The organism is Brevundimonas sp. PAMC22021, from assembly GCF_019443405.1.
Lineage (GTDB): Bacteria > Pseudomonadota > Alphaproteobacteria > Caulobacterales > Caulobacteraceae > Brevundimonas.
The window spans coordinates 1,818,570-1,844,241 of record NZ_CP080376.1 but is presented as its reverse complement, the minus strand read 5'-3'; the positions used below and the strand labels follow the sequence as shown (position 1 = coordinate 1,844,241).

At 67.6% G+C, this 25,672-nt stretch carries 17 protein-coding genes and 1 tRNA gene; 10 read left to right on the top strand and 8 right to left on the bottom strand.

What is annotated here, in order from left to right; genetic code table 11:
- Positions 1 to 38: 38 nt before the first annotated feature.
- The 4 genes from KY493_RS09035 to KY493_RS09020 all read right to left on the bottom strand — a co-directional run bounded on the left by KY493_RS09035 (position 39) and on the right by KY493_RS09020 (position 7,006).
- Positions 39 to 2,408, bottom strand: coding sequence for a glucan 1,4-alpha-glucosidase (locus KY493_RS09035; protein WP_219896033.1), 2,370 nt, complete (start codon positions 2,406 to 2,408; stop codon positions 39 to 41).
- Positions 2,401 to 3,348 (bottom strand): alpha/beta hydrolase, encoded by a 948-nt coding sequence (locus tag KY493_RS09030; RefSeq protein ID WP_219896032.1) that lies wholly within the window; start codon positions 3,346 to 3,348, stop codon positions 2,401 to 2,403. The genes KY493_RS09035 and KY493_RS09030 overlap by 8 nt, the downstream gene beginning before the upstream one ends.
- Positions 3,345 to 4,871, bottom strand: coding sequence for an MFS transporter (locus KY493_RS09025; RefSeq protein ID WP_255567841.1), 1,527 nt, complete (start codon positions 4,869 to 4,871; stop codon positions 3,345 to 3,347). Before KY493_RS09025 ends, KY493_RS09030 begins: the two co-directional genes overlap by 4 nt.
- A gap of 71 nt (positions 4,872 to 4,942) precedes the next feature.
- Positions 4,943 to 7,006, bottom strand: coding sequence for a glycoside hydrolase family 97 protein (locus KY493_RS09020; protein ID WP_219896031.1), 2,064 nt, complete (start codon positions 7,004 to 7,006; stop codon positions 4,943 to 4,945).
- Between the two features lie 62 nt (positions 7,007 to 7,068).
- Here KY493_RS09020 and KY493_RS09015 point away from each other — a divergent pair, with 62 nt between their 5' ends.
- The gene (locus KY493_RS09015) at positions 7,069 to 8,103 is read left to right on the top strand and encodes a LacI family DNA-binding transcriptional regulator (RefSeq protein WP_255568128.1); all 1,035 of its coding nucleotides are present in this window, start codon (positions 7,069 to 7,071) and stop codon (positions 8,101 to 8,103) included.
- A 5-nt stretch (positions 8,104 to 8,108) separates the two neighbouring features.
- Here the strand turns inward: KY493_RS09015 and KY493_RS09010 are convergent, their stop codons facing one another.
- Both KY493_RS09010 and KY493_RS09005 read right to left on the bottom strand, forming a co-directional pair.
- Positions 8,109 to 9,716 (bottom strand): alpha-amylase family glycosyl hydrolase, encoded by a 1,608-nt coding sequence (locus tag KY493_RS09010; protein WP_255568127.1) that lies wholly within the window; start codon positions 9,714 to 9,716, stop codon positions 8,109 to 8,111.
- A gap of 41 nt (positions 9,717 to 9,757) precedes the next feature.
- On the bottom strand, positions 9,758 to 11,554 hold the full coding sequence (locus tag KY493_RS09005) for an alpha-amylase family glycosyl hydrolase (protein WP_219896028.1): 1,797 nt from the start codon (positions 11,552 to 11,554) through the stop codon (positions 9,758 to 9,760).
- A gap of 287 nt (positions 11,555 to 11,841) precedes the next feature.
- Between KY493_RS09005 and KY493_RS09000 the strand changes: the two genes are divergently transcribed.
- On the top strand, positions 11,842 to 14,745 hold the full coding sequence (locus KY493_RS09000) for a TonB-dependent receptor (protein WP_219896027.1): 2,904 nt from the start codon (positions 11,842 to 11,844) through the stop codon (positions 14,743 to 14,745).
- Positions 14,746 to 14,945: 200 nt separating this feature from the next.
- Complete coding sequence (locus KY493_RS08995; protein ID WP_219896026.1) at positions 14,946 to 16,244, top strand: sugar MFS transporter; 1,299 nt, start codon at positions 14,946 to 14,948, stop codon at positions 16,242 to 16,244.
- Positions 16,245 to 16,307: 63 nt separating this feature from the next.
- Here KY493_RS08995 and KY493_RS08990 read toward each other — a convergent pair whose 3' ends face one another.
- Positions 16,308 to 16,874, bottom strand: a complete 567-nt coding sequence (locus KY493_RS08990) for a TetR/AcrR family transcriptional regulator (RefSeq protein ID WP_219896025.1) — start codon at positions 16,872 to 16,874, stop codon at positions 16,308 to 16,310.
- Positions 16,875 to 17,064: 190 nt separating this feature from the next.
- On the opposite strand from KY493_RS08990, the gene KY493_RS08985 reads away from it, so the two are divergent.
- From KY493_RS08985 to KY493_RS08975, 3 genes are read left to right on the top strand one after another with little or no spacing between them, the layout of a single operon-like run.
- Positions 17,065 to 18,270 carry an efflux RND transporter periplasmic adaptor subunit gene (locus KY493_RS08985; protein ID WP_219896024.1) on the top strand — a complete coding sequence of 402 codons (1,206 nt, stop codon included), beginning with the start codon at positions 17,065 to 17,067 and terminating at the stop codon, positions 18,268 to 18,270.
- A gap of 3 nt (positions 18,271 to 18,273) precedes the next feature.
- Positions 18,274 to 21,534 carry an efflux RND transporter permease subunit gene (locus KY493_RS08980; RefSeq protein ID WP_219896023.1) on the top strand — a complete coding sequence of 1,087 codons (3,261 nt, stop codon included), beginning with the start codon at positions 18,274 to 18,276 and terminating at the stop codon, positions 21,532 to 21,534.
- Positions 21,534 to 22,973, top strand: a complete 1,440-nt coding sequence (locus KY493_RS08975) for an efflux transporter outer membrane subunit (RefSeq protein WP_219896022.1) — start codon at positions 21,534 to 21,536, stop codon at positions 22,971 to 22,973. The genes KY493_RS08980 and KY493_RS08975 overlap by 1 nt, the downstream gene beginning before the upstream one ends.
- A 7-nt stretch (positions 22,974 to 22,980) precedes the next feature.
- Here KY493_RS08975 and KY493_RS08970 read toward each other — a convergent pair whose 3' ends face one another.
- Positions 22,981 to 24,258 carry a lytic murein transglycosylase gene (locus KY493_RS08970; protein WP_219896021.1) on the bottom strand — a complete coding sequence of 426 codons (1,278 nt, stop codon included), beginning with the start codon at positions 24,256 to 24,258 and terminating at the stop codon, positions 22,981 to 22,983.
- Positions 24,259 to 24,428: 170 nt separating this feature from the next.
- Here KY493_RS08970 and KY493_RS08965 point away from each other — a divergent pair.
- From KY493_RS08965 to KY493_RS08950, 4 genes are all read left to right on the top strand, one after another.
- Positions 24,429 to 24,505, top strand: a tRNA-Ala gene (locus KY493_RS08965).
- Between the two features lie 151 nt (positions 24,506 to 24,656).
- A complete protein-coding gene (gene ykgO, locus KY493_RS08960; RefSeq protein ID WP_031448545.1) occupies positions 24,657 to 24,782 on the top strand; it encodes a type B 50S ribosomal protein L36 in 126 nt (41 codons plus the stop codon).
- A 162-nt stretch (positions 24,783 to 24,944) separates the two neighbouring features.
- Entirely contained in the window at positions 24,945 to 25,220 is a 276-nt protein-coding gene (locus tag KY493_RS08955) for a DUF2312 domain-containing protein (RefSeq protein WP_219896020.1), read from the top strand.
- Positions 25,221 to 25,315: 95 nt separating this feature from the next.
- Positions 25,316 to 25,621 carry a hypothetical protein gene (locus KY493_RS08950; RefSeq protein ID WP_219898449.1) on the top strand — a complete coding sequence of 102 codons (306 nt, stop codon included), beginning with the start codon at positions 25,316 to 25,318 and terminating at the stop codon, positions 25,619 to 25,621.
- Positions 25,622 to 25,672: the final 51 nt, after the last annotated feature.

Below are 25,672 nucleotides of genomic sequence, written 5' to 3'. Positions count from 1 at the left end.
AAGGGCCCGGCGAGCGATCGCCGGGCCCTTTTGCGTCCTCAGCGGGCGTAGCGCCGCTCGACCGGCTCGTAGCGGTCCCACACCTTGCCGTCGGCCAGCGACCGCAAGAGCTTCAGATACTCTGCGTGGGTCCAGGCCAGGGGCGTGGCCGAGTCATTGTTCTGGCCAAGGACGTAGTTGTTCTCGGTCGGGTCGCCCACGCCGTCCCACACCTGTTCGGACAGCATCAGCCCGTCGTTTGCGAACCGCTCCATCCCGCGCACATAGGTCTGGCGGATGGCGGCGATGTCGGCCGGCGAGGGCGTTCCGTTCACGCTGGCGCGCGCCAGCTCGTAGTGGCCGCGTTCTCCGGTGAAGAAGGGCCACACCCGACCGCGCTGGCCCGGGCTCATCTGGCCGCCGACGCCGTAGTTGGCGCCCGTGACCGCGTCCTCGCCGTAGCCGTCCACGCCATAACGGCGCCAACCCGGCGTCTTGTCGCCCTCTGGTCCGAAGTCGTAGCGGACACGGTACAGGTGCTCCAGCGACTGGTCGTCGTACTCGGGCAGGGTGGCGACGATGTAGGGATCGTCGGCCTTGCGTACCCCGTAGCGGACCAGTTCCAGGAAGCCGCCGTCCACGACCCGATCCTCGGCCGGCGCGATCTGGCCGTTCGAGGCGCCGATCGGGGCCTTGTCGTTCGGGTCCTGGTTCTGGGTGATGCGGACATAGTAGCGGCCGTCGCCGAAGTCGCCGCGCGTAGTGAACATCGTGCCCTCCACGCCCTTGGCGTAGGCGTCGGCGGTCTCGCGATAACGCGCGGCGCCCGACCGGTCGCCCGCTTCGCGCGCCATCTCGGCCGCGCTGGTCAGGCCGGCGATGACCGCGGCGGTGGTAGACGGCGAGTAGCCCTGCTGCTCTTCCCAACGCTCCTGCTGGGTAAAGGGCGGGCGGATCGCGGCATCGTTCCACAACAGGCCGATCTTGCCGCCGTCAACCAGGAAATCGGCGGCCGGCTTGATCATGCGGCGGTACATGTCGGCCATGTCGGCGTCCGACATCCAGCCCATGTTCCACAGACGATAGCCCAGCATGATGGGCATGGCGGTCTGGTCCAGCTGAACCGCGGCCCACTCCAGCGTGCCGTCCACCTCGGTCTTCTGCAGGAACCAGCCGGTCGCGCCCGTGTTGCCGGGCGTGGAGGCGCTGACCTGCACCTGCGGCAGATAGTGGAAGGCGGCCAGCGGCGTCTCGCGGTCGCCCAGCGCCGCCATCGCCATCGCCACCTGATAGAAGTCGCGCGGCCACACGGCCTTGTAGCCGGTCGAGGGCTTGGACGCGTCCACCGTGTCGCCCCACGGGTTGGACAGGGATGCGATCAGGGCGCCTGCGTGGGTGCGGTCTTCCTGCACCTTCAGCATCAGCGCCGAGGCGTAGGCCAGCTTGCCGCCGTCGGTCGCCTGCTCCGCGATGCGCGGCAGCTCGGTCAGGGAGGCGACATAGTCCTCCCAGCCCACACGCTCGCCTTCGCCGTTGTAGCGGGCCAGCACCTCGTCCAGACCGGTCGAGAGGGCGCCGTCGGCCGCGCTTTCCGCCGCCTGGCGGCTGTCGCCAAAGCCGATCACGAAGTCGCGGCTCAGGCTCTGCCCGGGGCGAATGCGGGGCAGGGCGCCCGTCAGCATGATGTTGCCGGCGGTGTCGCCGGTGGAGGCGTAGGCCCGGTCAAGACGCCCGTCCTTCAGGTCCGTCAGTCCGTCCGAGACGCCGACAAAGCCCACGCTGGCGCGAGCAAAGGCTTCGCTGGGGCGCAGGATCAGGTGGGCGCCGCCCTCATGCGCATAGAGGGCAGTGTTCGCCGCCTCGCCCCGATCGTCGATCCCGGTGTTGGCGACGTGCGGCTCCAGCAGCAGATAGGGCGTCACGTCGCCTTTCAGCGCCTTGACGGTGACGCGCAGCACCAGCGCATTGCGATCCGGATCGGTGAAGATGCGCTTTTCGATCTCGAATCGGCCGGCCTTGTCGGTCGTGGTCACCTTGTAGGCGGGCGACAGCGGGCGTCCTTGCGCATCCACGTGCAGATATTCGGTGCGATGAGAGGTGTCGGTTCCTTCGACCGCGACGCCCGTCGGGGTGGCGACGGCGAAGCGCAGCGCCTTGATCTGGGCCTCGTGGATCAGGCCGTACATGGTCTCGGTCAGCATGCCGTCGGCGACCGAGAACCACACCTTGGAGACAGCACCGGTGCGGCCGCCGTCGTGGTACTGGCCATCGACATAGGCTTCGTAGGATGCGCCCGCCCCAGTCTTGGCGGCGGTGGACCAGGTGGGGGCGGCGCCAGGGGCGCCCGGCGCGATGTTTTGCGCCGAAGCGGTCGAGGCGAGGGCCAGGCCGGCGGCGCCGGCGAGGCAAAGGGTCTTCAGGTCACGCACGCGGCGCCTCCTCGGAATGGTTGAGCGAAAGCAGAAAGGGCAGGGGCACGTCGAGGCGGCTGTTCCACGACGCCTCGTTGTGCTGGGCGCCCGGGAACACCAGGCTGCGGAAGTCGTCGGGCCCATAGCCGCAGTCGCGGAACACCCCGTCGATGCGCGTCTGGAACTCCGCATAAAACTGGTCCAGCGTCTCGTCGCCCCGGTCGAAGTAGAAGCGATGCGCGCCCGGCGTCGGCAGACCCGTCGCGATGACGCCGCTCCAGGCGGCGACCAGCCGTTCGCGCCAGGCGTCCAGCCGCGGACCGGCTTCCAGGCCCTCGACCTTCAGCGGCCAGTGGGTGGACAGGCCGGCGGCGGCCGAGAACACGTCCGGCCGCTTCATCACGGCGTACATGGAGATCAGCCCGCCCATGCTGGAGCCGGCGATGCTGGTGTCGCGACCCCCGGGCAGGGTGCGATAGGTCCGGTCGATGAAGGGCTTCAGCTCATCGGTCAGGAAGCGGATGTAGCCGTCCGACAGCGGCTCGCCGCCATATACCGCCTGCACGTCGGCGCGCATGTCGTCCGGCAAGGCCTTGATCAGATCGGCCGGCACATACTCCCGCAGGCGCAGGTCGGTGTTCCAGACGCCGACCACGATCGGCGCGCGCACCTGGCCGGTCGCGACCAGCCGCTCCAGATGCTCGTCCACGCCCCATTCGCCGAACGGCGCGGTTGAGGCGTCAAACAGGTTCTGGCCATCGTGCATGTAGAGCACCGGATAACGCGCATCCGACGCCTCGTAGCCGGGCGGCAGCCAGACCGAGACGTTGCGCGCCTGCACATGGGCCGAGCCGAACGCTTCGTGCAGCACCAGCCGGCCGGCCGACGGGACCTGCGCGCGCACGGAGCCCGCGAACGGCAAGGTCGCCGCCGCCGCCAGCAGGGCGCGCCGGTTCACGCCCGGTGCTCCTTGACCAGCAGGGCGCTGATCGCCGCCAGCACAAAGGAGGCTGCGCCCAGCAAGAGGGCGTAAATCGCCTGGCCGTCGAACACGGTGCGCAGGATCAGGCCCAGCACCGTCGCGGCAAGCAACTGTGGCACCACGATGAAGATGTTGAACACCCCCATGTAGACGCCCATCTTTCGGTCCGGCACCGCGCCCGACAGGATGGCGTAGGGCATGGACACGATGGAGGCCCAGGCGAAACCGACGCCGACCATGGGCAGCCACAGCAGGCTGGGCTCGCGGATCAGAAACACGCCCGCCAGGCCCGCCGCGCCGAACAGCAGCATGACGGCGTGGGTGGCCTTGCGCCCGATCCGTCTGGCGAGCACCGGCAGGGCGAAGGCCGCCAGCGCCGCGACGCCATTGTAGACACCCATCAGGACGCCCACCCAGTCGGCTCCGGCGTTGTAGGCGGCCGATGTCGTGTCGGTCGCACCATAGTGGACGCTGGTCACCGCCGCCGTGGTGTATATCCACATGGCGAACAGGGCGAACCAGCTGAAGAACTGGACCACGGCGAGGCCTCGCATGGTCGCGGGCATGCGAAACACGTCGTTGACGATCTCGGTAGCCGCATTGGTGATGCGGCGGCGCTGCATCATGCCGACCGCAACCAGCAGCAGGCCAAAGCCGAGCGCGAAGCCGGCCAGGATCAGCAGCTCCTTTTCCAGGTCCATCAGGCCAATCAGCAGGAAGGCTAGGCCCCCCAGCACGGCGCAGATCAGGCCGATCGTCAGCCAGCTTTGCACCGAACGGGCCGGCGGCTCTTCGCCCGGCGCGACCGGCTCGACGCCGCGCGCCTGTTCAAAGGCGGCGATCTGTTCGGGCGAGTATTCCTTTGTGCTCAGCACCGTCCACAGCACGGCAGCGAAGAGACCGGCTGCGCCGACGTAGAAGGCGATCCTGACCGACAGCGGCACCGCCCCCTCCGGCGCGGTCGAAGCCACATCAAAGACGTTGGACAGCAGCCACGGCAGAACCGATGCGAACACCGCGCCCGCGCCGATGAAGAAGCTCTGCATCGCATAGCCCGCAGTGCGCTGCTCCTCGGGCAGGTTGTCGCCGACAAAGGCCCGGAACGGCTCCATGGTGATGTTGATGGAGGCGTCCATGATCCACAGCATGGCTGCGGCGAACCACAGGCTGGGGCTGTTCGGCATGGCGATCAGCGCCAGCGTCGTCAGGATGGCGCCCACCAGGAAGTAGGGTCGCCTGCGCCCGAAACGCGTCCACGTCCGGTCGCTGAAGTGGCCGATGATCGGCTGGACCAGCAGGCCCGTCAGCGGCGCGGCGATCCACAGGATGGCCAGGCTGTCGACCTCGGCCCCCAGCGTTTGGAAGATCCGGCTGGTGTTGGCGTTCTGCAGGCCAAAGCCGATCTGGATGCCGAAAAAGCCGACGCACATGTTCCAGATCGCCAGTCTGGACAGGCGCGGGCGGTGGGCATGGATGAGTTCGGGCGTGGCGCTGCTCATGAAATTCCCCTCAGACTTCCCCAGCCGTCATCCCGGGCGCAAAGCCCAGGATGACGGAGCAAGGATCGTGATCAACGACGACGGCTGCGGCCCAGCGGCACGAACCGGATCGCCTGACCGCCGCCGGGCGCCAGCGCCAGCGTCAGGGTGTCGGCCGAGGTGACCTCGCGCTGTTCGATGACGATGCTTTCGCGGCGATCGGTGTAGTTGGCGTCGGGCCCGTCGCGGTAGATCTCGGCCCGGTAACGACGGCCGGCGTCCAGGAAGCCCAGCGGCGCCGACAGAACGCGCGGATGCTCGTCGGTGATCGCGCCCAGCGCCCAGATGTCCGAGTTCCGCTCCTTGCGTGCGACAACGACATAGTCGCCGAGAGCCGCGTCCAGGGTCCGGCTGTCCGACCAGTCCACCGGCACGTCCTTGATGAACTGGAACGGCTCCGGATTGGCCTCGTAATTGTCGAGCAGATCCGCCGCCATCTGGATCGGGCTGTAGATCACCACATAAAGCGCCAGCTGCTTGGCCCAGGTGGTGGCCACGCCCTCGGCGCTGCGGGTCTTCATGCCGAAGATGCCAGGCGTGAAGTCCATGGGCCCGGCCAGCAGGCGGGTGAACGCGAGGTTCGCCTCGTGCTCGGGCGGGTTCGAGGGGTTGCCCCAGGCGTTGTATTCCATGCCGCGCTGACCCTCGCGGCTGATGATGTTCGGATAGGTGCGTCGCAGGCCCGTGTCCTTGAACGGCTCGTGGGCGTTGATCGCGACCTTGTGGCGGGCGCCGACCTCGGCCACCCGCAGGTGGTGCTGGGCCATCGGCTGGCTCTCGTGCCAGGCCATGACCACCCGGCCGTCTGGTCCCGCGACGCGCGCCCCGCCGGCGTCGGCGACATAGCCGGTCTTCACCGAATGGACGCCCAGCCGCTCGTACAGCGCCATGGCCGGCTCGAGCTGCTGGTCATAGTGGAAGGCGTTGCCGCCGGTTTCGTGGTGGCCGATCAGTTGCACGCCCTTGGACCGGGCATGGCTGGTGACCCGCTCGATGTCGAAGTCGGGATAGGCCTCGGTGAAGGAGAAGTCCGAGCCGTTGCCGAACCACTGGCCGTCCCAGCCCTTGTTCCAGCCCTCCACCAGCACGCCGCCAAAGCCGTGCTCGGCCGCGAAGTCGATGTGGCGGATGGTGTTCTCGGTGGTGGCTCCGTGCTTGGCGCCGGCCCCCCAGCTCTTCAGCTCCAGGTGCATTTCCCACCACACGCCGACGTACTTCATAGGCTTGAACCAGGACACGTCGCCCAGCTTGTTGGGCTCGTTGAGGTTCAGGATCAGGCTGGAGTCGAGCAGGCCGGCGGCGGTGTCGCTGATCTGCAGGGTGCGCCAGGGGGTGTTGAAGGGCGCGGTGCGCTCCACCGCCGCATTGGTCAGGCCGGGCGTCAGGGCGCAGCGGAAATCCGTGCCGCCCTCGCGACGCAGGTTCATGCCGGCGTAATCGATCAGCGCCGCCTCATGGATCGAGACGTGCAGGCCGCTGTCGCCCCTGACCGTCATCGGCGTCTGCGCCGAGCCGACGCCATCGATGGGGGTGCGGCGATAGAGGTGCTCCTCGCGGTTCCACTCCCACGCCGGACACCACAGGGCCTCCCCATTTTCGGCGAGGTTGAACTGCGTCAATTCCGAGCCGATGCGGACGGTGGTCAGCGCGGCCTGTTCAGGGAATTCGTAGCGGAAGCCGAGCCCGTCGTCATACAGGCGGAAGACCACGTCCACACGGCGACCCAGGCCGCCCGTTTCGGTAAAGGTGGTGCGCCACTCGTTGTAGTGGTTGCGGATGCGCTGGCGCTCGCCCCAGGGCTGCTCCCATGTGTCGTCGACCATCATCGGCTGGCCTGCGGTCATGCGCAGACCTCGTTCCAGCGGCGCCTGATCGGTCAGCAGGAAGCCCATGCGGGAAGGGCGCACGACCGGCTGGCCCAGGCGGCTGACCGAATACATCGGCCGTCCGTCGTTGTCGGTTCCGACCTCGACCGTCAGCATGCCGCCGGGCGACGAGGCGCGCGCCGTGGCGGGCGCGGTCTGCGCCATGGCTGGCGCTCCGAACGCCAGCATGGATACGCCCGAAAGCGCCAGAAACGATCGGCGTTGCATCATGTGAGGCTTCCTTCCTTGACCCACTTGCCAGACGCCGTTCTTTCGGCGAATGGAAGAGAAAGATTTGCAGAAAAGTTTTCAACGTGAGCCGCAAGACCACGCGACTTGAGGATTTGGCCCGGCTCGCGGGCGTGTCCATCGCCACCGCCTCGCGGGCGCTGAACGACAGCCCGGCGGTCAACGACCGCACCAAGCAGTTGATCTGGAAGCTGGCCAAGGAACATGACTACCCCTTCCGCCGCTACATGCCCGCCGGTCCGATCGGGGCGCAAGGCACCATCGCCCTGGTGACGCCGCGCCCGCAGGGGCGGGAAGGGCGTCTCAGCGACCCCTTCTTTCTGGAACTGCTGGCGGGGGTTGGCGAAGCGGCGCGCGAGCGTGGCTGCGACCTGCTGATGAGCCACATTTCGCCCGCGACCTACGACGATCTGGCGGGTGCGCTGAACACCAGCCGGGCGGACGGGGTGATCTTTCTGGGGCAGAGCACGCTGCACGGGGCCCTTAACCGACTGGCGGCGGGCGATCATCGCTTCGTGGTCTGGGGCGCCGAACTGCCGGATCAGAACTACTGCTCGATCGGATCGGACAACATCCACGGCGGCCGGCGCGCGACCTCGCACCTGGCGCGTCTGGGCCGGAAGCGCATCGTCTTCCTGGGCGACCTGGAGCCGCCCGAGTCGATGCAGCGGCACCGTGGCTACCTGGATGCGCTGGCCGGCGCCGGCCTGCCGGTCGAGCCCGACCTGATCGTGCCCGCCCACTTCGAGGTCGAATCGGCCGAGGCCGCCGTGGACGCCCTGATCCGCCGGGGCGTCGCCTTCGACGGCGTGGTGGCGGCCTCCGACCAGATCGCCCTGGGCGCCGTGCGCGCCCTGTTGCACGCCGAGGTGGATGTCCCCGGCCAGGTCTCGGTGATCGGCTTCGATAATGTGCCCTTCAGCCGCTACAGCCGCCCGGCGCTCAGCACCATCGCCCAGGACACGGTCAAGGCCGGCCGCCTTATGGTGTCGAAGCTGCTGGACCACGGGGGCGCGTCCGCCGGCCGGTCCGAGCGCGTGCCCACCGACCTGATCGTGCGCGAGACCTGTGGCGGCTGAACCGGTCATTCGGCTTCGAACAGCAGTCCGGCCAGCGGCGGCAGACGGCCGGCGTCGCTCCGCGTCCAGTTGACCGCCTCGACCAGGCGCCAGCCGGGCGGCGGGCTCCAGTCGATGACGTCGTGGCCCAGGTTGAAGACGCAGAGCAGGCGCTCGGCCTCCTCGTAGCGTTCCAGGCGCTTGAAGATCAGCAGATCGCCGCCGGTCTCCACCGGCTCCATGGCGCCGATCCGCAGCGCGGGATGCGCCTTGCGCAACGCGATCAGCCGCCGCGCGACGTGCAGCACCGAACCCGCATCCGCTTCCTGCGCATCCACCGCCTTGGCGACATGGCGCGGATCGACCGGCAGCCACGGCTCGACGCTGGAGAAGCCGGCGTTCGGTCGGCCGGCCGTCCACGGCATCGGCGTGCGCGCGCCGTCGCGCCCCAGAGTTTCGGGCCAGTTGGCGATGGCTTCGGGATCGACCAGCCGTTCGAACGGCACATGGGCCTGGGGCAGACCCAGTTCCTCGCCCTGATAGACGAAGACGTTGCCGCGCAGCGTCATCAGCAGCAGCATCGCCATGCGCGAGAAGGCGTCCTCGTCCCGCCCTTGCGCCCAGCGCGACACCGCGCGCGGCGCGTCATGGTTGGAAAAGGTCCAGGAGGGCCAGCCCTCGCCCTGGTCGCCCGGCCACATCGCCGGACCCTTCACCACCAGCTCGGACGACAGGTGGTCGGCGTAGAGGTAGAGAAAACCATAGGCGCTGTGCAGGCGATCGCCGCCGGCGGTGAACTCGCGCATCTCGCGGTCGGCATAGTCGCCGCCGACCTCGGCCACGGTGAAGCGGCCCTCATAGCTGTCGGTCAGCGCCCGCACCCGGTTCAGGAAGCCGATGATCTCGGGCTGGCTCTGGTTGTGGATCTTGTCCTGGAAATCGAACGGGCGCGTGCGCTTCTTGCCGTCGTCGATCGGCGGATTGTCGGTCAGCGCCGGGTTGTGGATGGCGAAGTTGATCGCATCCAGCCGGAAGCCGTCCACCCCGCGATCCAGCCAGAAGCGCGCGGCGGCGAGCAGGGCGTCCTGCACCTCCGGGTTCCTGACGTTCAGCTGCGGCTGCGAGGCCAGGAAGTTGTGCATGTAGTACTGGCCGCGCCGCGCGTCCCAGGTCCAGGCCGGACCGCCGAACACCGACTGCCAGTTCGATGGCGGCGAGCCGTCGGGCTTGGCGTCCGCCCAGACATACCAGTCCGCGTGCTTGCCCCGGCGGCTGGCGCGGCTGTCGATGAACCACGGATGCTCGTCCGAGGTGTGGCTGAACACCTGGTCGATCACGACCTTGAGGCCCAGCGCGCGAGCCCGTGCGATCAGGGCGTCGAAGTCGGACAGCGAGCCGAAGATCGGATCGACATCGCAATAGTCCGAGACGTCGTAGCCGAAGTCCTTCATCGGCGACTTGAAGAAGGGCGACAGCCAGATGCCATCGACGCCCAGCGACGCCACATGGTCCAGGTGCGCGGTGATGCCGGCCAGATCGCCCACGCCATCGTTGTTGGAGTCCGCGAAGCTGCGCGGATAGATCTGGTACAGCACCGCGCCGCGCCACCACTCCTGATGGGCGGCGGCGCTCACGGCCGGAGCCTCGGCGATGGACAGGTCGAGGATAGGGGCGTTCACGAGGCGCTCTTGCAGATCACATAATCGAGGGGAGGGATGGCGACGGCGTAGCTGGCGGGCGCCGACGCCTGGGCGGCGCAGTCGCCGCGAACAGACTGCCAGCGTTGCGATGCGGTCTCCACCTCGACCTGGCCGCTGACAGCGGCTGTCGAGCTGTTGAACAGCACCAGCACCTCTGCACCGTCATCGCCCATGCGCGACCAGGCCAGGAGCCCCGGCTTGTCGCCCGAGGCGCGCATCACCTGGCGGCCGCGACGCAGGGCCGGCTCGGTCTGGCGGATGCGGCCCATCTCGGCGATGGCGCGATAAAGCGGCGCCTCGGTGGAATAGGGCGCGTGCCGGCCGCCGATCGGCGTCTCTTCGCGGAAGGCCGGGACCTGGCTTTCCCACATGTCCTGACGCGAGGCGCCATAGCCGCCGGGGCCGGCGAAGCCCTGCTCGTCGCCATAGTAGAGGGTCGGCACGCCGCGTCCGAAGAACATCAGGGCATGCGCCAGCTTCACGCGGGCGAGTTGCTCGGCGTCCGAGCTCTCGGGCGCGGCCTTTTTGACGAAGTAGCCGACGCGGCCCATGTCGTGGTTGCCGAGAAAGGTCGGCAGGATCGCCGCGGTGTCCGCGCCATCCTTGTAGATCGGATCGGCGTCGAAGATCCTCGCCAGGGCGTCAGTGCCGACCGCGCCTGACGCAACGTCGGTGGCCGCCTTCTGGAACGGGAAGTCCAGTACGGCAGGGTAGCCGTCCACCTTTGTGAAGCGCGCCGTCACCGCCGGGTCGTGATCGTAGACCTCGCCGAAGATGTGGAAGTTCGGGATGCCCTTGGCGCGCGCGCGTTCCAGCATGGCGGGCACAAAGGCCTGCCAGAACTCTGGGTTCACGTGGCGTGCGGTGTCGATGCGGAAGCCGTCGATCCCGTATTTGTCGATCCAGCCGCCGAAGATGTCGATCATGCCCTGCACCACCACAGGGTCCTCGGTCAGCAGGTCGTCCAGCCCGGCGAAGTCGCCATCCAGCGAGCTTTCACCGGAAAAGGTGCTCTCGCCGCGATTGTGGTAGCGGATCGGATCGTTCAGCCACGCCGGGACCTTGGCGTTCTCCTCACCGGCGGGGATGTAGGGAGTGTAGGCCCAGTCCGGCCGGCTGAGCCTGGAGAAGTCCTCGCCGTCGAAGCCTTCGTTGATCGGCTGACCCTCGACGCCGCCCTGGCGCGTGTAGGGATGGTCGGCCCGATTGCGATAGACGCAGCGGTTCTGCGGGCATTCACGGTACTTGATCACATCGGCGGTGTGGTTCGCCACGATGTCGAGATAGACCTTCATGCCGCGCGCATGGGCGGCCTCGACCATGGCGCGCATCGACGCCTCGTCGCCGAAATGCGGATCGACCGAGGTGAAGTCGGTGATCCAGTAACCGTGGCTGGCCGCGCCGGTGTAGCGCTCGCCGACCTGCACCGGCTTGTTCTTGAAGATCGGCGCCACCCACACGGCGGTCGCGCCCAGGCCCTGAATGTAGTCGAGCTTCTGCGTCAGGCCGGCCAGGTCGCCGCCGTGATAGAACTCGGGATCGGCCGGATCGAAGCCGCTGACCAGCTTTTCGGGCGCATAGCCGCCGTGATCGTTCGACGGATCGCCGTTGGCGAAGCGGTCGGGCAGGGCGAAATAGATCACCTCGTCCTGCGGCGGGCGCTGACGCAGCGCCGCGATCGCGTCGGCCGGCGCCTGGGCTGCGGCGGTTGAGGCGGCGGCCGCCATGACGACGGCGATGGCCGTGGCCGCCCGCTTGGATGCGGTAAGCATGTCAGTCTCCATCCCTTGCCGCCCGCTTGTTATGTTTGCGGGTCTGTTTGCAAGATTTTGCAGCCACTCGGACCGGTGTCAATGGCGACATGATCTCGCAGTTTGAAGCGGGGCCGTCGAGACCGAACGCCTGCTAACCGTCTGCGCAGTGTGGCTCGGGCGCCCGCCATCAGGCGTCTGTTGAAGGCCGCATCCATTACAGACTTGCAACAGCCTTGGGAGTTTGCATACTTTTGCGACCGGCCAATCGCAGCGTCAGAAACGCGGACGGCCTCAGGGAGGATTGAATGTCTCAACGCTTCGCCGGGCGTGCGCGCCTGCTGTCGTCCACCGCTGCCGCACTGGCGCTGATGGGCGGCGTCGCCCATGCCCAGGCGACCGCCCCCGGTGTTTCACCGAACCAGACCGTACCGTCGCAGGTCGAGGAAGAGGGCGAGGCCACCGAGGTCGACGAGATCGTCGTCACCGGCATTCGCGCCGCCGTCGAGGCCTCGATCTCGGCCAAGGCCAACAACACCTCCATCGTCGAGGTCGTCTCGGCCGAAGACATCGGCAAGCTGCCGGACGTGTCCATCGCCGAATCGCTGGCCCGCCTGCCCGGCGTGACCTCGCAGCGCCTGGATGGTCGCTCCCAGGCCATCTCCATCCGCGGCCTCGGCCCCGACTTCACCACCGCCCTTCTGAACGGCCGCGAGCTGGTCACCACCGGCGACAATCGCGGCGTCGAGTTCGACCAGTTCCCGTCGGAGCTGCTGTCGAGCGTGGTGGTCTACAAGACCCCGGACGCGGCCCTGATCGGCCAGGGCCTGGGCGGCACCGTCGACCTGCGCACCATTCGCCCGCTGGCCTATGGCCGTCAGGCGATCGCGCTGAACTATCGCTATGAGTGGAACGACATCGGCGCCCTGAACTCGGGCACCACCGACAACGGCGAACGCTACAGCATCTCCTACATCGACCAGTTCGCCGACGACACCATCGGCGTCGCGCTGGGCTACGCCCACATGTCGTCGCCCTACCAGTCCGAGCGATTCAACGCCTGGGGCTATCCGACCATCGACATCGGCGACGACCGCTATGGCCAGGCACTGGTCCCCGGCGGTCCGCGCACCGTGCGTCCTGGCTACGCCGAGGAGATCGGCCAGCTGGTGATCGGGGGCGTCAAGCCCTATGTCATGTCCAGCGAGCTGAAGCGCGACGGCTACATGGGCGTTCTGGAATGGCGGCCGAACGACCGCTTCCGGACCGTGGTGGACGCCTTCTATTCCGAGTTCGAGAACACTCAGGTCCTGCGTGGCATCGAGTTCCCGCTGCAGTGGGGGGACTTGGGACGCGATGCGTCGGGAGCGCCGATCTTGAACGCCGCCGGCACGCCGGTGCGTCCGGCGCCGACGCTGCAGCCCAACACAACGATCGAAGACGGCCTGATCGTCGCCGGCACCTTCAACAATGTGAAGGGCGTGGTCCGCAACGACATCAACACGCGCGACAGCAACGTCCTGGCGCTGGGCTGGAACACCGAGTTCGTCGCCAACGAGGACTGGACCCTCGGCCTGGACGTCAACTACTCCAAGGTCGAGCGCAACGATGTGGTGCTTGAGACCCTCGCGGGCACCGGCCGCAATACCGTTGGGGCCACCGACACACTGGATTTCCGCATCAACGAAGATGGCGTCGTCCAGTTCACCAGCCGCCTGAACTACGCCGATCCGAACGCCATCTTCCTGACCAGCTCGCAAGGCTGGGGCCAGGACGTCATTCCAGGCGGCCAGGACGGTTACATGAACACGCCCTCCATCGAGGACGAGATCAAGGCCGTCCGCCTGACCGCTCGTCGGGAGCTGCATCAGAGCCCGTTCAGCTCGATCGACTTCGGCGTGAACTATTCCGAACGCGAAAAGTCGTTCGTCAACGACCAGTTCTATCTTCGCATTCCGAGCAGAGGCTCCTTGCCTGTTCCGGCGGAGTTTCTTCTGGAGCCCACCGATCTCGGTTATCTCGGCATCTCGCAGGTGCTGAGCTACGACGCTCTCGGCCTGGTCAACAGCGGCTTCTACGACCTGCTCCGCAACCCCAACGCCGATGTGCTGTCGGGCAATTGGAACGTGGTGGAGAAGGTGTCCACCGCCTACATCAAGGCCAACATCAACCACGACCTGGCGGGCATGCCGCTGACCGGCAACGTCGGCATGCAGTTCGTCTACACCGACCAGTCGTCGGACGGCTTCTCGGCTCGCCAGGTTTCGCAGGGCGTTTCGGAAAGCATCGCGGTTTCGGGCGGCGCCGAATATCTTGAGATCCTGCCCAGCGCCAACTTCATCCTGGAGGTGGGCGAGGATCTGTTCGCCCGCCTGGCGGTGTCTCGCACCTTGGCGCGTCCCCGCATGGACGACATGCGCGCCTCGCGGAACTACAATTTCTTCGCCGGCAACAACAACGCCCAGGCCCGTCCGGACCTGAACTCTCCGTGGAGCGGCGGCGGGGGCAATCCGGAGCTGAAGCCTTACATCGCCGACGTGGCCGACATCTCGATCGAGAAGTACTTCGCCAACCGTCGCGGTTACGTCTCCCTTGCGGGCTTCTACAAGCATCTGGAAAGCTACGTCTTCAACCGCAACCAGATCTTCGACTTCACCGGCTATCCGACGGGCGGTGTCGTGCCGGTCATCAACCAGGGCATTGTCGGCGCGCCCGATAACGGCAACGGCGGCTACATCCAGGGCGCCGAGTTCTCGCTGTCCGTGCCGCTGGAGATCGTGACGCCGGCGCTGGAAGGCTTTGGCTTCTTCGTCAGCGCCTCCTACACCGACAGCGAGGTCCAGCCGGACGAGACCCAGGCCCCAACCACCCTGCCGGGCCTGTCAGAGACCGTCGCCAACGCCACCGCCTATTATGAACGCTACGGCTTCCAGGCCCGGGTCTCGGCCCGCTATCGTTCGGACTTCCTGGGTGAGGTCGCCGGCTTCGGCAACGGCCGCACCCTGCGCTCGGTCGGCGAAGAGACGGTCGTGGACGCCCAGATCGGCTACGAGTTCCAGTCCGGTCCGGCCGAAGGCCTGTCGATCCTGGCCCAGGTCAACAACCTGACCGACGAGCCCTTCTACACCTTCGAGAACGGCGATGAGCGCCGGATCATCGACCACCAAAGCTATGGCCGGACCTTCCTGGTCGGCCTGAACTATCGCTTCTGATCTCCTTCTGAGCAGCGTGCCTCCCTTGTAAGGCGCGCCACCTCTCGGGCCGCTTCGGGAAACCGGAGCGGCCTTCTTTCTGGAACAAACGGCCACGTTTGGTTACCGGGTCGCATTTCGGTCTGGACGCCTCGCCGATCTTGTCCCACCCAATGAGAACCTGAGCCGCGACACAGCCGGCCGCCGGAGGAAAACCGCCGATGAGTCTTGATTCAACGCCAGCCGCGCCGCGCAAGGGCGCAGGCTTGGCCTTTGCCTATGTCACCAGCCTGTTCTTCGCCTGGGGCTTCGCCACCTCGCTGATCGATCCCCTGATCGCGGCGGTCCGGCGGGTGTTCGATCTCAGCTTCACCGAGGCCTTTCTGACCACCTTCGCCTGGTTCATCGCCTATGGCGTGGCCTCGTTGCCGGCGGCGGCGGTGCTGTCCAAGTTGGGCTACAGCCGCGCCATCATCGCGGCGCTGGCCACCATGGTGGCGGGCTGCCTGATCGTGCCGGTGGCGACCACGGTGGACTGGTATCCGGGCGTGCTGCTGGCGCTGTTCGTGATCGCCTCGGGCGTGACCCTGCTTCAGGTCGCGGCCAACCCGCTGGTGGCCGAGCTGGGCTCCAAGAAGAGCTCGCACTTCCGCCTGGTGTTCTCGCAGGCTTTCAACTCGCTGGGCGCCACGGTCGGTCCGTGGCTGGGCGCACACGTTCTGCTGACCGGCGGCGTGTTCGCGGCAGGCGCGGTGGTGACGGCCGCCACGCGCGGGGAATCGCTGCGCAGCATCGACATCGCCTTCCTCGGCATGGGCGCCTTCTTTGCCGTGATCGCGGTGTTCATCTTCTCGGCCCGCAAGTCGATCAATGCGGCGGCGCCGGCGCGCGACGCCGCCTCGGGGCAGAGCGGCTCGATCTTCTCGGCGCTGAAGTCGCGCTGGGCGGTGTTCGGCGCCCTGGCCATCTTCGTCTACGTCGGATCGGAAGTGGCCATCGGCAACATGCTGACCAACTTCCTGGCCAGCCCCGGCGTGCTGGGGCTTGAGCTCGAGGCCGCCGGCAAGATGGTGCCCTTCTACTGGGGCGGCGCCATGATCGGCCGTTTCGTCGGCTCGGCCCTGCTGACGCGGGTGCGGGCGCCGATCCTTCTGGCGATCTGCACCGCCGTCGCCGTCATCCTCTGCATGGTGGTGACGCAGACGGACGGGGTCACCGCAGCCTATGCGGCCCTGGCCGTCGGCTTCTTCAACTCCATCATGTTCCCGACCATCTTCACCCTGACGCTGGAGCGTTCGACCGCCTCGGCTTCGGCGACCTCGGGCCTGCTGGTGTTCGGCATCATCGGCGGGGCAATCCTGCCGCTGATCGCGGGGCAGGTGGCGGACCGGTCCGGCGACCTGCACCTGGCCTTCTTCGTGCCGCTGGTGGGCTATCTGCTGCTGACGGCGTTCGCGCTGATCTGTTCGCGCTGGAAAGGCGCGGAGGGGCAGGCGGGCTCGGTCGCGTCGCCGCACTGACGGCCGGCACCGGTTTGGTTTGGAAAGGCGCGGGCTCCGGCTCGCGCCTTTCTGGTTTGGGGATCAGGCGTCGATGACGCTCTGAAGGATCACGGCCAGGCGATCGCGCAGCGTCTCGCATCCTTCCGGCGTAAGACCATAGCCGCCGGTGATGTCGCGGCTGACCGCCATGCCCATGATCATGCCGGAGGCGAGCCGCGCCTTGACCGCCGCGTCGGGCCCGCCGATCCATTCGCTGAACGGCCCATAGAAGCGCGTGCTGGAACTGCGCCGCACCACTTCGGACGCCTTGGCCGAGCCGACCGAGCGCAACATGATCGACAGCGCCTGCATCTTTTCCGCGCGCTTGGGCTCGAAGACGATGTGCTGGGCCACGCGACGGCCGAACTCGGACCGTTCGCCCTGCATCAACTCGCCGCCGTCCGGGCAGTTGTCCAGCACGGTCGAGAACAGCTCTTCCTTTGAGCCGAAGTAGCGGCTGATCAGGGCTGCATCGACGCCTACGTCGCGTGCGATGTCGCGCATGCCGACATCGTCATAGCTCTCAGCCGCGAACCGCGCGCGGGCGGCGTCCAGAATGGCGACACGGGTGGCGGCCGCATTCCTCGGGCGAGGCGAAGGACAAAGCAAGGCTGGCGGCCTCCTTTAGAAAACCTGACTATTCCTAGGGTTGAATAACCCCTTCGCGCTATATGGCTTTGTCATCGCGTGTTGACAAGCGGCGATGGCTTCACCATTAAGTCACCGGACGTTGACTCGGGCGCTCCCCACGCATCGAGTGCATACTCTTACCCACGACCCCCCGACAGGGAGAGCGCAGATGCGCACGCTTAAGACCGCGGCCGTGTCCGTCATGATGACGGCCGCGCTTTATGGCTGTTCCAAGGGCGAGCCTGCGCCCGCAGCGGGCGCACCGCCCGTGACGGTGGCGCAGCCGCTGGCGCAGCGCGTCACAGACTGGGACGAGTTCACCGGCCGCTTTGAAGCCGTGGAGACGGTCGATGTCCGCGCCCGCGCCGGCGGCTTCATCCAGGGCGTTCACTTCCGCGATGGCGAGATGGTGCGCCAGGGCCAGTTGCTGTTCACGCTGGATTCCGCCCCAGCGCAGGCCCAGCTGTCGTCGGCCCAGGCCCAGGTCGCACAGGCCCAGTCGCAGGTGACGCTGGCCCGCGCCAATCTGACCCGCAGCGAAAGCCTGCTTTCGGCGCAGGCCGTGTCGCAGGCGGAGGTCGAAACCAACCGCTCGCAGCTGCAGGTGGCCCAGGCCAATCTCGCGGCCGCCAACGCCGCCGTCCGCACGGCGCGCCAGAACCTCAGCTACACCCGCGTCACCGCGCCGATCTCGGGCCGGGCGTCGGATCGTCGCGTGGACCGCGGCAACGTCATCGCCGGCGGCACCTCGGCCGGCGACATCCTGACCACCATCGTCTCGGGCGGCGCGATGCACTTCGTGTTCGACGGGTCGGAGGCGGTCGCTCTGAAGTACATGCGTGAGGGCGGCGTCGGACGGGATGCGCCGGTCCAGATCCGGCTTCAGGACGAGTCCGACTTTAGCCGCACGGGCCGCTTGGACTTCTCCGACAACGCCATCGACACCGCATCCGGCGTGATCCGCCTGAGGGCGATCGTGCCCAACGCCGACGGCTTCCTGCGTCCGGGCATGTTCGGTCGCGCCCAGGTGGCCGGCGGCGGCGCCTATGACGCCTTGCTGGTGCCGGACTCGGCCATCAACACCGATCAGGCGCGCCGTACCGTCTACGTGGTCGGCGCCGACGGCGCGGTGACCTCAAAGGCCGTGACGCTCGGGCCAGTGGTCCAGGGCCTTCGGGTCGTTCGCTCGGGCCTGGCGCCGACCGACCGCGTGATCATCGCGGGCCTGCAGCGCGCGGCGCAACCGGGCGCCAAGGTCACGCCCAAGGCGGGACGCATCCAGCCGGTTGCTCAGAACGCCTCTGGCGCGCCCGTGACCCAGTCCGCGCCTGCATCCAGCGCCTCTTTCGCCAACAGCGTGTCGGCCGGCGAGTAAGCCATGAACATCTCCCGCTTTTTTATCGACCGTCCGATCTTCGCGGCGGTGATCGCCGTGCTGATCACCATCGTCGGGCTCGCGGCCTATCCGTTGCTGCCGCTGTCGCAGTATCCGGAGATCGCGCCGCCGACGATCACCATCAACGCCGCCTATCCGGGCGCCTCGGCCGAGACCCTGGCCGAGACCGTCGCCGCACCGATCGAGCAGGAGGTGAACGGCGTCGAAAACATGCTCTACATCACCTCCTCGTCCACGTCGGACGGCGCGGTGGCGATCACGGTCACCTTCCAGCCCGGCACCAACCTGGATGACGCACAGGTGCTGGTGCAGAACCGGGTGGCGTTGGCCGAGCCGCGATTGCCGGACGCCGTTCGTCAGACCGGCATCGTGGTGAACAAGGCCGAGAGCGGATTCTTGATGATCCTTGGGCTGACCTCGCCCGACGGATCGCTAGGCAACGATTATGTCGGCAACTACGCCAACTCGACCCTGCGCGATCGCCTGCTTCGCATCGAAGGCGTGGGCACGGTGCAGGTCTTCGGCGGCGGCAACTATTCCATGCGGGTGTGGATCGACCCGGCCAAGGCGGCCGAGCGCGATCTGACAGGACCCGACATCGTCGCGGCGTTGCGCGCCCAGAACGTCCAGGCCGCGGCCGGCTCCATCGGTCAGCCGCCTTTTCCAGGAAACGCCTCGGCCTTTCAGCTGCCCGTCCAGGTGCAGGGACGCCTGACGGATCCGAACGAGTTCGGCAACGTCGTGCTGAAGACCGACGCGCAAGGGCGAAACACCTATCTGCGCGACGTGGCCCGGATCGAGCTGGGCGCGCAGGACTACGGCATCCGCGGCTTCTTTGACGGCCAGCGGGGCGTCGGTGTCGCCATCGTGCAGCAGCCCGGCGCCAATGCGCTCGGCACCGCCGAAGGCGTGCTGAACGAGGTGGAGGCGATGAAGGCCGACCTGCCGGAAGGCATGGAAATCTCCATCCCCTATAACCCGACCGAGTTCGTCGCCGCCTCGGTGGAGTCGGTGCAGCACACCCTGGTCGAGGCTATCATCCTGGTGGTCTTGGTGGTCCTGGTCTTCCTGCAGACCTGGCGCGCCGCCATCATCCCGATCGTGGCCATCCCCGTGTCTCTGGTCGCGACCTTCGCCGTGCAACTCGCGCTCGGCTATTCGATCAACTCGCTGTCGTTGTTTGCCCTTGTTCTGGCGATCGGCATCGTTGTCGACGACGCCATTGTGGTGGTGGAGAACGTCGAGCGTGGGCTGCGTGAAGGCTTGTCCCCCAAGGAGGCGGCTTACCGCTCCATGGAGGAGGTGACCGGCGCCCTGATCGCCATCGGCTTGGTGCTGATCTCGGTGTTCATTCCCACCATGCTGGTGCCGGGCATCCCGGGCATCTTCTATCGACAGTTCGCCGTGGTCATCGCCGCCGCCTCGGTCACCTCGCTGATCGTGTCCCTGACGCTGTCGCCGGCCATGGCCGCCCTGCTGCTGAAGCCGCACAAGGCGCACGACGAGCATGCCCGCAGGCCGGGCGTGTGGGGGTCGATCGTCTATTACGTCGGCTGGGGCGGACGGAAGTTCAACGAAGGCTTTGACTGGCTGGCCGACCGCTACGGTCGTCTGACGGCGCGCCTTGTGCGGACCGTCGCCCTGGTGCTGGTCGTCTATGGCGTGCTTTTGGGCGTCACCGCCTGGCGCCTGGTGGACACGCCGTCCGGCTTTATCCCGGAGCAGGATCAGGGCTTCCTGATCGGCGTCGTTCAACTGCCGGCCGGCGCCTCTCTTGATCGCACCGAAGCGGTGATGAAGCGGGCCAGCGACATCATCCGCCAGACCGAGGGCGTGGACGGCGCGATTGCCTTCGCCGGCCTCGACGGGGCGAGCTTCAGCTTCGGCTCCAACTCGGCGACCATCTTCGCGCGGTTGAAGCCGCACGACGAGCGCAGCCGAGAGGAAGCGGCTGCGGCCCTTGCCGGCGCGATCACCCAGGCGACGGGCTCGATCGAGGACGCCAACATCTTTGTCATCGCGCCGCCGGCGGTCCAGGGCCTGGGCAACGGCAACGGCTTCAAGATGATGATCCAGGATACCGAGGGCGCCGGCTATGGCGCGCTGGAAGGCGCCACCTTCGCCATGATGGGCGCGGCGGCTCAGGCGCCCACCGACGTCAGTCAGGTCTTCTCGACCTACAACACCGGCTCGCCTCGCATTCAGGCCGACGTCGATCGTGACAAGGCGTTGATGATGGGCGTCCAGCCCAGCGCGGTGTTCGACACTCTGGGCGTCTACCTGGGCTCGTCCTACGTCAACGACTTCAACTTCCTGGGCCGCACCTTCCGGGTGACGGCGCAGGCGGAACCGCAGTACCGCGACGACATCGCCGACATCGCCAACCTTCAGACCCGCTCTTCCACAGGCGCCATGGTGCCGATCGGCTCGGTGGCCAACCTGAGGAACGACTCCGGGCCATCGCGGATCGTTCGCTACAACCTGTTCCCGGCCGCCGAACTTCAGGGACAGCCGGCGGCGGGCGTGTCGTCGGGCGAAGCCTTGGACATCATGGAGACCATGGCCCAGCAGACGCTGCCTGACGGCTTCTCCTACGAGTGGACCGAGCTGGCGCTGCAACAGGAACAGGCCGGGTCGGGCGCGGCGATCATCTTTGTGATGTCGGTGGTGTTCGTCTTCCTTGTGCTGGCCGCACAGTATGAGGCGTTCACCCTGCCGATGGCGGTGATCCTGATCGTGCCGATGTGCATCCTGGCGGCGCTGATCGGCGTCAACATCCGGGGCCTGGACAACAACATCCTGGTTCAGATCGGTCTGGTGGTGCTGATCGCGCTGGCGGCCAAGAACGCCATCCTGATCGTGGAGTTCGCCAAACAGGCGGAGGAAGACGGCATGAACCGCTTCGACGCGGCCGTGTCGGCGGCGCAGACCCGTCTGCGTCCGATCCTGATGACGTCGTTCGCCTTCATCCTGGGCGTCGTGCCGCTGATGCTAGCGAGCGGACCGGGGGCCGAGATGCGCCAGTCGCTGGGCACCGCCGTGTTCTCGGGCATGCTGGGCGTGACCTTCTTTGGTCTGATCTTCACGCCGGTGTTCTACGTCATCATGCGGTGGCTGTCGGGCAAGCTGCCCAAGGCGCCCGGCAAGGATCGCACCTTGCCGACCACCTACGGCGTCCCTCCACACGACCCTTATGACCCTGATGCGCCCGCGCCCGCTCACGGCCGGGGAGGGGACCTCTGATGCCTCGCTTCAAGCTTTCGACCTTGCTGGCGGCTGCGTCCGCCAGCGCCCTTCTCGCCGCCTGCGCGGTGGGGCCTGACGCGCCCGTTCCCACTCTCCCCCTCCAGGGAACGGGCGCGTTCGTCGGCTCGGGCTCTCCGGCTGTGACCGCCGCCTCGCCGGCGCGTGACGACTGGTGGAGGCTGTACGCCGATCCGACGCTGGACGGCCTGGTTGCCCAGGCCTTTGCCGAGAACAACCAGCTGGAATCCGCCGCCGCCAACCTGCGCGCCGTGCGGGCCAGCCTGTCCGAGGCGCGTTCGGCCCGGCTGCCGTCCACCACGATCAGCGCGGCCGTGCAACGCGGCCGATCATCCGCCGCCACGGCCTTGGGTCTCCCGGCCGGCGAGGATGCGCCCGAGATCACCACCTATGACGTGGGCCTCGACGCTTCCTACGAGATCGATCTGTTTGGTCGCGTTGGCGCCGCCATCCGTGCGGCCAACGCCGATGCGGATGCGGCGGCCGAGGCGCTGGCCGGACTTCAGGTCACCGTCGCGGCGGAAACGGCGCGCGCCTATGCCGACGCCTGTTCGGCAAACGCCCAGATCGCCGTGGCCGAGCGTTCGCTGGAAATCCAGAACCAGACGCTTAGCCTGACCGAGACGCTGCTGAACGCCGGGGCCGGCACCGGCCTGGACGTCGCCAGCGCCCGCGCTGCAGTGGCCCAGACCGCCTCGACCTTGCCGACCCTGCGGGCCAGCCGCTCCGAGGCGCTGTTCCGCCTGTCGACCCTGACCGGGACCACGCCCGCGGAGGCCAGCCAGGCCGCCGCCGCCTGCGTGCGCGCGCCGCAGCTGACGCAGCCGATCCCGATCGGCGACGGCGCGGCTCTGCTGGCGCGCCGTCCAGACGTGCGCCAGGCCGAACGCAACGTAGCTGCGGCTGCGGCGCGGGTGAACGTGGCCACTGCCTCGCTCTATCCGACCATCAGCCTGGGCGGCTCGATCGGCTCGACGGCGCTGGACGCCGGTGATCTGGGCGAGGACCAGAACTTCCGCTTCGGCTTCGGTCCGTTGATCAGCTGGAGCTTCCCCAACATCGTCGCCGCGCGTGCGCGGATCGAGGCGGCGGACGCCCGCACGCAGGGCGCGCTGGCCGACTTCGACCAGACCGTGCTGGAGGCGCTGCAGGAGACGGAGACGGCGCTGTCGAACTACGCCAACGAGCTGGATCGCCGCACGGCCCTGACTGAGGCGCGGGATCAGGCGAATCGGGCGCTGGAGCTGTCGCGCCTGCGCTTTACGGCGGGCGCCGAGAGCTTCCTGACCGTGTTGGACGCCCAGCGCACCCTGGTGCAGTCCGAGGCGCAGCTGGCCCAGTCCGACGCCCTGGTGACCACCTATCAGGTGGCGCTGTTCAAGGCGCTGGCGGGCGGCTGGACCGCGCCGCAGGCCTGATCCTCTATCAACCGCCGCTTCTGGCCAGTTCGTCAGCCAGGGTGGCGGTCAGATAGCCGTCTGCGATGCGTCCGTTGGCGAGCTGCCAACGGCGCAGGGCCGCGCGGGTGTTGGCCCCGATCACGCCGTCCACGCCTTGGGTGTCATAGCCCAGTTGCGTCAACGCGCGCTGCGCGCCGATGCGCTGGTCGCGCGAGATCGGCGGATCGTTCGGCCAGCTGGCGACCAGCCCCGGCTTGCCCGACACGCCGTCGGCCGTGAGCCCGATCGCCAGGGCGTAGGACACCGAGTTGTTGTAGCGGCGGATCACATAATGGTTCGGCAGGGCCAGGATCGCGGGCCCGTTCGCGCCTTGCGGCAACAGGATCGCGGCCTCTTCAAGCGCCTCGGCGTCGGTGGGCGCGCCGCCTGCGGCCAGGGTCACGCCGTGCGCCGCCCAGACGCTCCAGGGATGGCGCGGCCCTTCCGCTTCGGCATAGTCGAAGCCTTGGGGCAGGACGACCTCGTATCCCCAGCCCTGTCCGCGCTTCCAGCCGGCCTGGGCCAGCAGGTTGGCGGCCGAGGCCAGCGCGTCCGCGTCCGAGCCCCAGATGTCCACCTTGCCGTCGCCGTTCTGATCGATACCCAGGCGCAGGTAGTTGTCGGGCATGAACTGGGTCTGACCCATGGCGCCGGCCCAGCTGCCTTTCAGGCCCGAGCGTGCGCGCTTGCCGTCGACCACGATGTCCAGGGCGTTCTTCAGCTGACCTTCGGCCCATTCGCGCCTGCGACCCTCATAGGCGAGCGTGGCCAGCGAGCGGATCACGTCGTTGTCGCCCTGAACCTGGCCGAAGCTGGATTCCTGCGCCCAGATGGATACCAGGATCTCGGCCGGCACGCCGAATCGCTGCGTCGTCTCCCACGGCACGCGGTCCACGCGCTGACGGGCCTGGGCGATGCGGGAGGCGGACACCGCATTGGCGACATAGGCGCCTGCCGGCTTGGAGAACTCGGGCTGGTTGCGGTCCAGCCGGATCACTGTTGCGTCAGGTGTCAGGCCAGCCAGTTCGCGCTCATAGGCCGCGCGCTTCGATCCGCCATGCCGCGCCAGGAAGCCCTGCTTCCAGCCCTCGAAGCCGCTCTGGTCGTACGATTGATCCGGCGGCGCCTGAGGCGTCGGAGCGGGCGCGGGCGCCTGGCCTGTCGGCGCGGGCTGTTGAGGGATCTGCGGCAGAGGCGGCTCGGGCAGCATGGGCGCGCACGCCGCGACCGTGCCGACAAGCAGAAGACGAAGGGATGAACGCATGGGGGGCAAGATACAGTCCGTGCTCGGCTACGGGGATCACAACCCCGCGAATGAAGCGTGCCAAGGGCCGAACCGTTGCCGTTCCAGTCGGATCAACCGGACGCATTAACCCTCTTGCCGCCTTGCTTCCTTAACGCCCTGCGACGTATGACCGCACTCGCTTCTGACACGGCCTGGTGGCGGAGTGGCGACGCGGCGGGCGTGCAACCCCGCAAACCCTCCGTTCGACTCGGAGGCCAGGCCTCCAGAACACAGCGGCTCTTCGGCGGCGCGGCGGGCGGACAAAAAGCCTTGCCGCGGTTGACGGATCGGGCGGCTGTCTCTATACGCACCGCCTCCGCCGCGGTCCTGCCGGACCTGCGGCTTTTCTATTGGTTTCGCTTCAGGACACACCGACCATGAAGGTCCGCAGCTCGCTCAAGTCTCTGAAGACCCGTCACCGCGACTGCAAGGTCGTGCGCCGCAAGGGCCGGGTCTATGTCATCAACAAGACCGACCCGCGCTTCAAGGCCAAGCAGGGCTGAGGTCGCGCTGAAGCAGCGCGCCGCCGAGCGGCGTGCGCTAGCGCAAGGATGATGACGATCCACAGGTCGCGGATTCTGTCCGCGGCCTTTTTCGTGTTCGCAGGTTGAGGGACGCCCGCCGGCATGGTTAGCGTCCGCCCCTGACTTTCCGAGAGTGTTGCCATGGCCGACGACGCCGCCTTTGACGCCAATCCCGACGTCCTGACCGCCACGGCGCAGGGCCGCCTGCGCACCATCATCGAGCGGCTTGAGCGGCTCGAAGAGGACAAGCAGGCCGTCATGACCGACATGAAGGAGGTCTTCGCCGAGGCCAAGGGCGAAGGCTACGACGTCAAGGTCCTGCGCAAGGTCATTCGCATCCGCAAGCAGGACAAGGCCAAGCGCCAGGAGGAAGAGGCGATCCTCGACCTCTATCTGTCGGCCCTCGGCGAGGTCTGAGGCGATCGGGCTTGAAGCGCACTCCCATCGGTTCCTCGAAGAGTGGGCTTTCGCGCTCAAGCAGCCCGAAGGGCGATAGCGCCCTAGAGAAGAAGCTGCTGAGCCCCTGGGATCAGCAGCGCAAGGCCGCTCAGCGGTCCGCGCTCAACGCCCTGAAACGCGCCCGCCGCTCGGCCGAGAAGGCGGGCGTTTCCTTGTCCGAATGGGAAGGTGAGTTCCTGGGCTCGGTCGAGGAGCGGCTGAAGACCTACGGCCGCGCATTCGGCGACCCGGAAAAGGGCGCGCCCGGCCAGGCGCTGTCGGCCATGCAGGGCCGCAAGCTGAAGGAGATCACCGCCAAGGCCAACGGCGAGGAGCCCAGGCCGAGATGGGGCCGCAAGAGGCGAGAGGATCAGGACTAACGCCTGACTTCCGTCATCCTCGGGCTTGACCCGAGGATCGGACGGTCCGCA